Raw genomic sequence first — 9,943 nt, 5'->3', positions numbered from 1 at the left:
ATGTTCCGAGCCGCAAGTGACGGGCGGTCCGGGCCTGGGGGCGGCTCAGCACCCGGGAGCGGCCCGCCCGTCGGGGCCGGGAGCGGCCCGGGGTCTCTGAAGGACGGGGAGCGGGGGTCCGGCGGGCATGGCGCCGTGTGGAATCCCGTCGCCCCGGATCTGGCGCGGACGGCGTTGGTGCGGGCGGCCGAGGTCCGGGCCGCCCGGCTCGGCGCGACGCTGATCCTCATCGCCGACGGCTGCGAGGAGCTCCTCCAGGCGGGCCCCGTAGCGGTGCCGTCCGGCCTGGCCGGGCTGACGGCCGTCCGCCGGGGGCTCGCGGACCGATGGCGTGGGGAGGGGGCCGCCGCGGTCCTCGCGGACGCCGCGGCCGTGCTGGGTCGGGGGCCGCGGGCCCGCCGGCTCCGGGCCAGGTTGCAGGTGGCGCTGGCGCCGTTCGCCGACGCGCTGACGGAGGCGCCGCGCGTGCTGGCGCCGGAACGGCTCGCGCGGGTGGAGACGTGGACGGCGGCCTGGATCAGCCGGCTGGTCGAGCGTGTCGCCGGGGAGCGGGACCCGGTCCGGGCGTACGCGCTGGCCCGCATGGCGCGCTTCGCGGGGCCGCTCCCGGCCGCCGTGGCCGCTGCCGCCGCCGTCCCGCGCAGGTCGCCGTTCCTGGACCCGGCCTTCACCGCGTGGGCGCTCCGGTTGCCGCCGAACGCCCGCTACGACGCGTCCCTGCCCGCATCCCACCTGCGGCGCGCCGCCCTGGTCGTCTCACTCGTACCCCGCACCGCCCGAGGCGCGCTCCCCTCCACGCCCGTACCGCTGAAGCCCGCACCGGGGCCCGGGACGGCGTGGGAGCCGGAGCGGGGGTTCGGAGTGGGCGCGTTCCCGCTCTGCCTCGACCACGGGATCCTCGCCCCCGGCGGCGGACCGGTGGAGCCGCTGGTGGCGGCCCGGCTGGCGGTTCTCGAAGGGTGGCTGGCCGGGGCCGGGCGGGTCAGTCGTTGAGGCCGAACCGGCGGTTGAACGCCTCACTGACGGGGCTGACGAACCGCCGCCGCACGGCCCCGCCCACGGCCGCGCGCAGCCGCATCGCGGGCGGCCACCAGGTGCGCCCGGCGGTGGGCCGCCAGAAGAACGTGACCGACGACGTGAGCCCCGGCCCCTCCACGAGATGCCCCCAGTAAAGGGGGATGTAAAGCGCTTCGCCCGCCCGTACGGTGCACCGCAGCGGGCTGGTCCGCCGCAGCGGAGAATCCGGCGTGTCCGGCAATGCCGAGAAATCAATACGGCTGAAATTGAACCGGTACGAATACCACGGGTGATAACTCAGGAAGCGGTGATCCCGCGGCGGATACAGGAGCACTTCCTTGGCGCCGCTCACCTGGCACAGCAGGGCCTGCTCGTTGCTGTGGTAGTGCAGGGCGGTCACCGTGTCCCGGCCGAGGAACAGCGCCAGCCCCAGCTCGGGTCCCCCTGCCAGGCAGCCGGGCACCGACAGGTCGTCCGCCAGCTCCGGCAGCAGGTCGAGCAGCGGCACCTGGGCGAGATAGCAGCGCTCGGCCTCCCCCGGCGAGGTGAGGATGTCGAGGTAGCGGTCCATGCGCAGCGGCGCGTGCACCCAGCCGCCGTAGTAGGACCCGGAGGGGTAGAACTCGACGGGCACCCGTGTCTGCCCGGTCCGCTCGCGGAGGTAGCCGGGCTTCCAGCGTTCGAGGGCGGGCCAGTCGTCCAGCGCTCCCTCGATGAGGACGGGCCGGCGCATGCGTTCCAGCTCGCGGACGTCGCCGATGTCGGAGACGTGACGTCGTGGCACCTCCGCCGGGCGCCCGACCGCGCGGGCCGGCGGGCGGGCGCCTGTCTCGGACCTGTCCCGGATTCCCGGCCTGCCGTCACCGTTCACTGCCCTGGACTCCTCTCGTGGAGCTTGCCGTGGGGAGCCGCCTGCCGCAGAGGGCCGCGGCGACGTGCCGTCCGCCGCGGGGCCGCCCGGAGCGACGTCGCCCACGACGAAATCCCGCCAGTTCTCCGTCTGCTCGAACGGCACCGGCGGTGCCTGCGGCGGGCCGTCGCCCGTGGCGAGCCACCGTCCCATCTCCGCCAGCAGCCGCTCGGCGTCCAGCCGCTTCTGGTCCACCGCGCCCGCCGGCAGCCAGGCGCGCAGCCGGTCGAGCTGCTCGCGCGCCTCGTGATCACCCGACCCGGCATCATCGGCGTGGTCAGCATGGGCAGGGTCGAGGAGCGTCTGCCAGTCCCGGTCCGGGTAGAACAGGTTCTTCGCGCGGGTCGTCAGCGCCGCGGCGACGTTCTCGCCGATCACGGACGCGCGGACGGCCGCGTCGAGCGTCGCCCTGATGTTCACCATCGGCTCGGACAGCGTCCGGTACCCGCCCTGCGCGGGGGCGTGCAGCACCGCCACCTCGTCGTCGTCGGTCAGGAGGCCGAGGCGGTACTGCCGCGCCACCTCCCCCACCGGGATCATGCCGAACGGGGCCAGCTCCGCCGCCCGCAACGCCCCCATGCTCGCCGCCCCGTACACCCGGATGCCGAGGGAGAGGGCGTAAAGGATCTCCTTGTGCCACACGGCGGGGACCCGTTCGAAGTAGCCGTCCACGATGCCGATGGCCGCCGGGCGCTCGTCGGCCGCGCGGTAGACGCTCCCCAGCTCGGCGGGCGGCCGGTAGTCGGCTCGCAGGATGCGGGAGGCCCGCTCGACCGGCAGCGTGGGCCCCAGGAAGATCACCGGCGGGCGCCGGGACGCCGCGCTCATTCCTCCCATGGCCGCCACCGCAGTCCGGGTACGACCGCCTTGACGACCGGGACGCCCAGGTCCTCGATCGTCAGGTCCACGACCACGGCGGAGCCGGCTCCCGAGGCCGCCAGCCGGGTGAGCAGCCAGTCCAGGTCCTCGTTGATCGTCGGATGGTCGACGTCGGGCACCTCGCCGTAGTCGCGCAGCGGCCGGTCCCGTACGGCGTCGCCCACGGCGCGCCGCTGCTCGGGGTCGAAGTACCAGCTCTGCCGGTCGCGGCCGATGTCGTCGCGGGACCCCACGATCACGGTGGCGCGGGCCTGCGCCGCCTCCGTGAGCGCGCGGGACAGCGCGACGGACCGGCGGGGATGGCAGCCGGAGCCCTGCGTCTGCGGCAGCGGGTGGTACCAGGGCGTGTCGGTCTCCAGGGCCAGGCAGTTGAAGACCGGCACCCCGGTCTCCGTGGTGAGGTCCCAGACGAGCACGTCGATCCCGGCGTGACGGAACCGTTCGAGGAGGGCCAGGCAGGAGGCGTCGCCGATCGACTCGGGCCGCACCATCCGCCGCGGGGCGAGCAGGTCGCCGGCGTCCTGCGCGGCCACGATGGCGTCCCGCTCGGCCAGCTCGCACAGGGCGTGGACCGTGGCCTCGATGAGGCTGTTGCCGGAGGCCAGGCCGTTGGAGCCGTTCTGCACGGCGTGGTCGCCGGGCGCGACCGGCAGCCGCCAGTCGCAGTGCACCGCCTCGTACGGCACCCACGCCGGCTCGCGCCGGAGCAGGTCCCAGCCGCGTACCCAGCGCATGGGGCGGTCCGGGGCGTATTCGCTGCAGGGGCAGCGGACGAGGGTCGCCGGGTCGAGGACTGCCTCGCCGGAGGCGGCGAGCGCGCGGTAGGTGTCGTAGCGGAGCGGGAGGTGGTGGGTCTCGGCGTGCCAGAGTTCGAGCGACTCCATGACGGCCGACACCCTCGCCGCGTCCGCGGTGACGCCCTTGCCCTGCGAGACGGCGAGGCTGCGCGAGGCGGGGCGGATCGCGCACCAGACCGGGATGCCGATGCGGTCCATGCCCGTCACGTTCGCCACGCGGGTGATGCCGGCGACGGCCATGGCCGGCGACACCCTGCCGAACGTGCTCGCGGGGCTCACCGCCCGGTCGGTGCCGTCGCGGTACGCCTTGTGGATCGGCCGCGCCCACGCATCGGCCCACTGTCCGGATATTTCCCCAATAGCAGAACGAGAGATGAGATTTCCTCCCATATGGCCACTGCTGGCGGACGGTGTTGTGCGCGCGATCTTTGACCTATGCTGCCGACCGATAACCAAAGTGACAAGTGTGCGATTGGGGATATGAGTGCCCACGCGGACGTTTCATGACATTCCCCCGTCAAATGACGGAAGGTTCGAGGGGCGTCCGAGTGACGTGGTCGTGCTGGGCGTCCCCATCGACTCGGGGACCGGCGGGCGGCCGGGCGCGCGCTTCGGCCCCGCGGCCATCCGTGAGGCGTCGGCCCTCATCTCCGGCAACCTCTACCACGTCGGGCTGGAGACCGAGGTCTTCGAGCACCTGCGCATCGTGGACGTGGGCGACGTGCCCGTCACGCCCGGACAGCATGACCGCAACCTCGACGCCGCCGAGAAGTGGCTGCGCGAGCTCATGCCCGTGGCCGAGCGGGTCGTCGTGCTCGGAGGCGACCATTCGGTGCTGCTCCCGGTCCTGCGGGCGGTGGCGGACAAGCACGGGCCGGTCAGCTTCGTGCACTGGGACGCCCACGCCGACACCTGGGACGGCGGCCCGGAGCGCCTGCTCACCCACGCCACGGCCGTCCGGCGGGTCATCGAGGAGGGGCTGACCAACCAGGTGTTCCAGATCGGGCTGCGCGGCTACGGCCCGTCCCGGGAGACCTTCGCCTGGGCGGGCGAGCACGGCGTCGAGCACTGGACCATGATGGACGTGGACGAGACCGGGCTCACGGACATCGTCCAGCAGGTGATCTCCACCGTGACCGGCAAGGTCTACATCTCCATCGACATCGACGTCCTCGACCCGTCGTACGCGCCCGGCACCGGCACCCCCGAGCCCGGCGGGCTCACGAGCCGCGAGCTGCTGGCCGGCATCCGCGATCTCGTCCGCGCCACCGACGTCGTCGGCCTGGACGTCGTGGAGGTCGCTCCCCCCTACGACCACGCCGACGTCACCGCGCTGGTGGCCAACCGGTGCGTGCTGGAGTTCCTGGCCGCCACCGCCCAGCGCAAGGCCGCCGGCTAGACCACACCCACGGAGGCCCTGGCGGGTCAGGAGGCCGATCGGGCGGCGTACTCGGCGCACAGCCGGGCGTAGCTGCCGCCGCGCGCGATCAGCTCGTCGTGGGAGCCGTGCTCCACCAGCACCCCGTCGTCCAGCACGAGGACGCGGTCGGCGGCCTGCGCCGTCTCCAGCCGGTGGGTGATCAGCAGCACGGTCCGCCTGCCGCGCTCGGCGCGCAGCCGCTGGATCAGCGCGGTCTCGGCCTGCACGTCGAGCGCCGCCGTGGGCTCGTCCAGCACCCACACGGGCGCGTCGCGGTAGAGCACCCTGGCCAGGGCCAGCCGCTGCCACTGGCCGCCGGACAGCTCCCGGGACCCGGGGAACAGCCGGCCCACCGGGTTGTCGGCTCCGAGCGGCAGCTGCTCGACCACGTGGCTGAGCCCGCTGGCCCGCAGCGCGAAGCCGAGCCGGTCGCGGTCCAGCGGCCGGTCCGCCCGGCCCAGCCGGACCGACTCGGCCACCGAGAACTCGTAACGCCCGTACTCCTGGTACAGCACGCCGACCAGCTCCCGCAGCCGGACCGGGTCCAGGTCCGCCACGTCGGCGCCGTCGACCAGGATCCGCCCGCTGACCGGGCTGAGCAGCCCGAGCAGGAGCTTGACCAGCGTGGACTTGCCGGCCCCGTTGGGCCCCACCAGCACGGCGAACTCGCCCGGCAGGAGCGTGAACGACGCCCCGCGCAGCACCGGAGGCCCACCTGCGTAGGCGTACCCGACCTGGTGGAACTCCACCGTGGGCGGCACGCCGGAGAGGGCCGGCGGCCTCTCCGACGGGCGTTCGGCGGGCGGCTGCGGGCCGTACGCGAGCGCGACGAAGTCGGTGAGGTACGCCGCGTGCTCCTCGATGTCCACGACGATGGTGAACAGGTCCACGGTGCTGTTCATGAGCGTGCTGAACGCGGTGAAGACGAGGAGCAGCTCGGCCGCCGTCAGCGCGCCGGACGACGCCTGGCCGGCGGCGAGGAAGTACGCGACGACGAGGCACACGGCGCTGAGCATCCCCGCGACCAGCCCGCGGCTCACGTTGTGCCGGCTCGCGGCGACCACGGCCCGCAGCGCGCGCCGGCTGACGGCGTCGTGCATCTCCGCGAACGGCGCGGCCAGCGCGTAGCTGCGCACGTCCTTGGCGAGATCGTGGCGTACGAGCAGCTCGGTGAGGTAGTCGCGGCGGCGCTCCAGCTCGGTGATGCCCCGGCGCGCCAGGTAGACGGCGCGGGCCTCCATCCGCCGCTGCACCAGCAGCGGCACCCCGGCGAGCAGGGCCAGGCCGATGAGCCGGACGTCCAGGACGGCCAGCACGCCCACCATGCCGGCCAGGGAGACGATCTGGCCGCCCAGCTCGATGAGGATGCCGGCGATGGCGGCCGGCCGCCAGGTCACCCCGTCATGCGCCCGCGCGACCGCGTCGTACCAGGCCGGGTCGTCGAACCGCTCCAGCGGCGCAAACCCGGTGACCCGCAGCAGCCGCTGCTCGGAGGTGATGCCGACCAGCTCGGTCAGCTCCTCGCGGCGCACGGACAGCATCGCGCCCAGCGCGACGCGCAGCGCGGTCAGGCCGCCGAGCACGAGGATCCACACCGTCGCGCGGCCGTCCTCGCCGGTCGTGAAGGCGTCGACGATCTCGCGCACGATGAGCAGCAGCGCCGCCGGCAACGCGGACACCGCCGTGGACAGCAGCAGCACGAGGACCAGCAGCCTGGGCGACGCCTCGTAGCAGAGCCGGATCGCCACCCGGGCCGCGCCGGCCCCGCCCCCTGTCGTGGACCGGCCTGATGCTGTCACGTCCGGCCGGGCTCCACGTCGACGAGCCGCGAGACGGGCCGGGGCAGGAGCTCGTGCCAGCTCTCCTGCCGGTCGGGCAGCAGGAAGTCCACCTGCCGCACCCGCAACGGCACCCGCAGCCAGCGCCGCTCGGACCAGCCGGCCGCCAGCTCCTCCCAGCCGGGCACCCGGGGGTAGTGGTGCGGACGGAGCGAGGCGAAGCAGACCGGCTCGCGCGAGGACTGGTAGCGGTACTCGACGGCGCCCCGCAGGTACGGCGAGACGTTCTCGTCCAGGGCCCGCGTCGCCAGCGCGTGCATCACGACCACGTCGCCCGGCCCCAGCGCCGGGGCCCGCCACCAGTCGCCCTCCCCCGGCTCCACGACGGCCTCGACCCCGCCGGTGTCGAGCACGGTCAGCGGCCGCACGCCCGGCACGGAGCGTTCCCGCAGCACGCGCAGGGTCCCGCCGTCCTCGGGGAACGCGGTGAAGGGCACCCAGGCGGTCAGCACGTCCGGGGTGCCCTGGACGTAGGTGTGCTCCTGGTGCGGCGGGATCCAGAAGCCCGGGTGGACGAGGCTGACCTGGCGCCGCGTGTGGTTCAGCAGCGGCTTGCCGAGGACGGCCCGCATCGCCTCGACGAGCCGCGGGGCGTGCGCGAGCTCGTGCATCAGCTCGACCCGCTGCAGGTCCTCGTACATGCGCCACCAGCGCGGGCTGCCGTCACGGCGGTTCGCGGCCGGACGCAGACCGCCGTCACCGTCGGTGTCCTCGCCGGTGGCCAGCCAGTCGTGCCGGCGCAGCACCTCGGTGAAGCGGGCGCGCAGCTCGGCCAGCCGCGCCTCGGGCAGCAGCCCCCGGAACAGGAGCATGCCGTCCTCCCGGAGGCGCCGCCGCAGCGCGACCGGGTCGCCGGCGATCGGCGTGGAGTCCTCGGCGGCCACTGTGACACCGTCGTTCTGCAGGCTCATCATGCTCTCCTGGGCGTGTCGCGGGTGGGTGGGCGGTTCACTCGTAGTGGTTGAAGACCACCGCGTCCTGCAGCCACGCGCTCCGCGCCCGCCAGAACGCCATGCCGTCCTTCCAGTCGGGGTTGACCTCGACGCGGAACATCCGCGCCCGCCGCCGCCGGAACTCCTCGATCGCGCCCTCCACCAGCGCGGAGCCGATGCCGCGGCGCCGGTCCTCCTGGCGGACGTACAGCTCGCGGATGGAGCCGATGCGGAAATCGTTGACGGACTGGGTGTGGAGCTCCCCGGTCAGGAACCCGTCGATCCCGTTCGCGGACGCGGCCACCAGGCAGAACGACAGCTCGTCGGTGAGCGCGGCACGCAGCAGGTCCCTGGTCCCGTCGAGGGGGTCACGGGTGAACGCCTCCACCTCCGCCACCTCGGGCCGCGCGGGCACCGCCACGCCCGGCCCCCACCGGTCGTAGGAGAGCAGGGGGACGTGCTCCCCGGCGTTGAGTCCCCACAGGACGAGCACCTCTTCGATGTCCTGATCGGTGATCAGGCGAACCTCGGACGGCAAGCGGCCTCCCTGGGCGTTGGACGGGGAAGGGGCAGAGGCTGAGGGCGCCGGGGCGGTCACTCCGCCTCGCCGTCGGACAGGGCGCCGACCGGGTGGCCGACGTACGCGGCGGCCACGTCGACGGGCAGCGCCTCGACCTCGCCGCGCACGTCCTCCTCCAGGAGCACGGACGGCTCGGCGCGCAGCCACGGCGCGGCCAGCAGTTGCCACAGCATGGGGCGGGCGGTTTCCGTGGTGTTCCGGGTGCCCCGGTGCCACAGCCGCACGTCGCGGACCAGCACGTCGCCGGGGCTCATCGGGACGCGCTCGGGCGGTCGTTCGCGCCGCCGCTCCTCCAGGAGGTCCTCCCGTACGCACAGCGAGCCGTGCCGGTAGACGTCCTGGGAGGCGAGCGCGTGGGTGCCCGGCCAGACCTCGATGCTGCCGTTGCGCTCGCCGGTGTCCACCAGCGCGATGTTGACGGCCAGCATGAACGGCGGGTGGTCGACCCGCGCCTCCGGCCACAGCGGCTCCCAGTCCGCGTGGACCGGCTGCGGCGAGGAGCCGGGGAGCACGGTGTGACCGTGGTAGCTGATCACGCGCGGGGCGGCCAGCGACGCCCCGCACAGGGCGAGCACGGCCGGGTGCCCCAGGAACGCCGCGACGTGCCCGTCTCGCCCGCCGGGGGGCCGGTGCCGCATGTGGCCGTCGTCGTAGGCCATCAGCGCGTCGTGGTGCTCCACCAGCAGCGGGACCTCGCCGAGCATGCGCCGGCCGACGTCACGGGCCCTGCCGGCCAGGCCGGTGCCCGTGAGCAGGACGGCGCCGTCGGCGGCGAGGGCCCGCGACGCGGCGGGCAGCCAGGCCGCCGGGTCGCCGGGGACGTCGAAGGCCCGGACGGACGGCGAGGGGACGGGTTCGTGCGAGTCACGCTGGTCTTGCTGGGCGACGGCCATGTGACCTCCGGCTCCGGAGACGGGCAGGATGCTATCAACGGGCTTCACGGGCATGTCAATGATCTCCGTTCGGGCCCGGGGCGGCCTCCCAGTGGCGTTCGCCGGGCGTTCCCCCGCCGGCCTCGCGGGCGTGCGCCAGCAGCCGGTCCGGCCAGTCGTCGTCCCAGAGCATGGGGTGCTGCGACCGGTACGCGGCGGCGGCGGCGATCTTGCGCCGCCAGTCCTCGCCGGTCAGGGGTGAGACGGCCGGCCGGCCGCGGGCGGCGGAGGCGGGCTCCGACGGCTCCGCCGCCGGTTCGAGCGCGTACGGCAGGTCCTCGTACCAGCGCGCCCGTGGCGTGGACGCGGCGTCGCGCAGCGCCGACGCGCAGGCGCGGGCGGTCAGCACGTGGTCGAGGTGGCCACCGACCGCCGCGGGCGCGTGCACCTCCACCGGGGCCAGCCGGGCGATCCAGCCGCCCAGCTCGCCGGCCACGGCCTTCTCCAGCGCGACGTCGTCCGTTCCCGGCGCCGAGAACAGGTCCTCCCCGACGGCGCAGCGGGGCGACCCGTCGGCGGTGCGCCGGTACAGGGCGTCGGTGAAGTCCAGGTGCGCGTGCTCGGCGCCGAGCGCCGCGCACGCGCGGACGTCCTCCGCGCGGCGCAGCCGCATGCCCGCCGCCGCCGTGTCCGCCGCC

Annotated in this window: 9 protein-coding genes; 2 read left to right on the top strand and 7 right to left on the bottom strand. The window is 74.5% G+C overall.

What is annotated here, in order from left to right; all coding sequences use genetic code 11:
* Positions 1-135: 135 nt before the first annotated feature.
* Positions 136-993, top strand: coding sequence for a hypothetical protein (locus ABZS51_RS22030; protein WP_355443934.1), 858 nt, complete (start codon positions 136-138; stop codon positions 991-993).
* On the opposite strand, the gene ABZS51_RS22025 is transcribed toward ABZS51_RS22030, so the two are convergent.
* Both ABZS51_RS22025 and ABZS51_RS22020 read right to left on the bottom strand, forming a co-directional pair.
* Positions 983-2,755, bottom strand: coding sequence for a TfuA-like protein (locus tag ABZS51_RS22025; protein ID WP_355443931.1), 1,773 nt, complete (start codon positions 2,753-2,755; stop codon positions 983-985). The genes ABZS51_RS22030 and ABZS51_RS22025 overlap by 11 nt on opposite strands.
* Positions 2,752-3,882 (bottom strand): YcaO-like family protein, encoded by a 1,131-nt coding sequence (locus tag ABZS51_RS22020; RefSeq protein ID WP_355443928.1) that lies wholly within the window; start codon positions 3,880-3,882, stop codon positions 2,752-2,754. The genes ABZS51_RS22025 and ABZS51_RS22020 overlap by 4 nt, the downstream gene beginning before the upstream one ends.
* Before the next feature lie 280 nt (positions 3,883-4,162).
* Between ABZS51_RS22020 and speB the strand changes: the two genes are divergently transcribed.
* Entirely contained in the window at positions 4,163-5,002 is an 840-nt protein-coding gene (gene speB, locus ABZS51_RS22015; RefSeq protein ID WP_310715031.1) for an agmatinase, read from the top strand.
* Between the two features lie 26 nt (positions 5,003-5,028).
* Here speB and ABZS51_RS22010 read toward each other — a convergent pair whose 3' ends face one another.
* From ABZS51_RS22010 to ABZS51_RS21990, 5 genes are all read right to left on the bottom strand, one after another.
* Positions 5,029-6,822 carry an ABC transporter ATP-binding protein gene (locus tag ABZS51_RS22010; protein WP_355443924.1) on the bottom strand — a complete coding sequence of 598 codons (1,794 nt, stop codon included), beginning with the start codon at positions 6,820-6,822 and terminating at the stop codon, positions 5,029-5,031.
* Positions 6,819-7,772: a phytanoyl-CoA dioxygenase family protein gene (locus ABZS51_RS22005; protein WP_355443922.1), complete on the bottom strand. Its 954-nt coding sequence runs from the start codon at positions 7,770-7,772 to the stop codon at positions 6,819-6,821. Before ABZS51_RS22005 ends, ABZS51_RS22010 begins: the two co-directional genes overlap by 4 nt.
* A 37-nt stretch (positions 7,773-7,809) precedes the next feature.
* Complete coding sequence (locus ABZS51_RS22000) at positions 7,810-8,331, bottom strand: GNAT family N-acetyltransferase (protein ID WP_355443919.1); 522 nt, start codon at positions 8,329-8,331, stop codon at positions 7,810-7,812.
* 56 nt (positions 8,332-8,387) lie between these two features.
* A complete protein-coding gene (locus ABZS51_RS21995) occupies positions 8,388-9,314 on the bottom strand; it encodes a phytanoyl-CoA dioxygenase family protein (protein WP_355443916.1) in 927 nt (308 codons plus the stop codon).
* Between the two features lie 7 nt (positions 9,315-9,321).
* A partial coding sequence (locus ABZS51_RS21990) for a PIG-L family deacetylase (RefSeq protein ID WP_355443913.1) occupies positions 9,322-9,943 on the bottom strand: 622 nt, incomplete at its 5' end.

It is taken from the genome of Nonomuraea sp. NPDC005501 (genome assembly GCF_040605905.1).
Taxonomy (GTDB): Bacteria; Actinomycetota; Actinomycetes; order Streptosporangiales; family Streptosporangiaceae; genus Nonomuraea.
Note: the sequence above shows the minus strand (reverse complement) of the source record. Positions and strands in the feature narration are given on the sequence as shown.

What these genes read in the sequence shown, in the direction of transcription:
- ABZS51_RS22005 (WP_355443922.1), bottom strand. Translation starts at nt 7,772, where the DNA reads ATGAGCCTGCAGAACGACGGTGTCACAGTGGCCGCCGAGGACTCCACG.
- ABZS51_RS22025 (WP_355443931.1), bottom strand. Translation starts at nt 2,755, where the DNA reads ATGAGCGCGGCGTCCCGGCGCCCGCCGGTGATCTTCCTGGGGCCCACG.